Source organism: Neisseria sp. P0021.S005 (assembly GCF_051956955.1).
Window position 1 is genome coordinate 1 of sequence record NZ_JBQCWY010000741.1, and the last position, 1,453, is coordinate 1,453.

Consider the following 1,453-nt stretch of genomic DNA (forward strand, 5'->3'; position numbering starts at 1 on the left):
TAGAATTGCTGCCTGCTCCTACCGACATTCCTCCAGTTCAAGGTGTTAACCCTAACACTGAAGAAGCCGACAGCCGTCAAGCCAGCGATGAAGAGAAATTCTCTGCATTGGCGTTCAAAATGTTGAACGATAAATACGTTGGTCAGTTGACTTTCATCCGCGTTTACTCTGGTGTTGTGAAATCCGGTGATACCGTATTGAACTCAGTAAAAGGTACTCGCGAACGTATCGGTCGTCTGGTGCAAATGACTGCTGCAGACCGTACTGAAATTGAAGAAGTACGCGCTGGTGATATTGCAGCTGCGATCGGTCTTAAAGACGTTACCACTGGTGAAACCCTGTGTGCTGAAAGCGCACCAATCATCTTGGAACGCATGGAATTCCCTGAGCCGGTAATTCACATTGCTGTTGAACCAAAAACCAAAGCCGACCAAGAGAAAATGGGTATTGCCCTGAACCGTCTGGCGAAAGAAGACCCTTCTTTCCGCGTTCGTACAGACGAAGAATCCGGTCAAACCATTATTTCCGGTATGGGTGAATTGCACTTGGAAATTATTGTTGATCGTATGAAACGCGAATTCGGTGTGGAAGCTAACATTGGTGCGCCTCAAGTTGCATACCGTGAAACTATCCGCAAAGAAGTTGAAGCTGAATACAAACACGCTAAACAATCCGGTGGTAAAGGTCAATACGGTCACGTTGTGATCAAAATGGAACCTATGGAGCCGGGTGGTGCAGGTTACGAATTTATCGACGAAATTAAAGGTGGTGTGATTCCTCGCGAATTCATTCCGTCTGTCGATAAAGGTATCCGCGATACCCTGCCTAACGGTATCGTTGCAGGTTACCCAGTAGTTGACGTACGCGTACGTTTGATCTTCGGTTCTTCACACGACGTTGACTCCTCTCAACTGGCGTTCGAATTGGCTGCTTCTCAAGCCTTTAAAGAAGGTATGCGTAAAGCCAATCCTGCTCTGCTTGAGCCAATCATGGCAGTTGAAGTGGAAACCCCTGAAGAATACATGGGTGACGTAATGGGCGACTTGAACCGTCGTCGTGGCGTTGTATTGGGTATGGATGATGACGGTATCGGCGGTAAAAAAGTCCGTGCCGAAGTACCTCTGGCAGAAATGTTCGGTTACTCAACCGACCTGCGTTCTGCAACCCAAGGTCGCGCTACTTACTCCATGGAGTTCAAAAAATACGCTGAAGCTCCTGCTCACGTAGCTGCTGCTGTAACTGAAGCCCGCAAAGGCTAATCAGAAAAGACCGTCTGAAACTGAAAATAAATTTTCAGACGGCCATTGTTCTTTAATCGATCTTTATATGTAAAGGAATTAGCTCATGGCTAAGGAAAAATTTGAACGTAGCAAACCGCACGTAAACGTTGGCACCATCGGTCACGTTGACCATGGTAAAACCACTCTGACTGCTGCTTTGACTACTATTTTGG

The 1,453-nt window shown here is 46.8% G+C and carries 2 protein-coding genes; both read left to right on the top strand.

Going from position 1 to position 1,453, the window contains the following annotated elements; translation table 11 throughout:
* Nucleotides 1-1,259: elongation factor G (gene fusA, locus ACTHUE_RS18895; RefSeq protein WP_440403170.1), on the top strand; the 1,259-nt coding region annotated here is incomplete at its 5' end.
* Nucleotides 1,260-1,344: 85 nt separating this feature from the next.
* A partial coding sequence (locus ACTHUE_RS18900; protein ID WP_238524244.1) for a GTP-binding protein occupies nt 1,345-1,453 on the top strand: 109 nt, incomplete at its 3' end.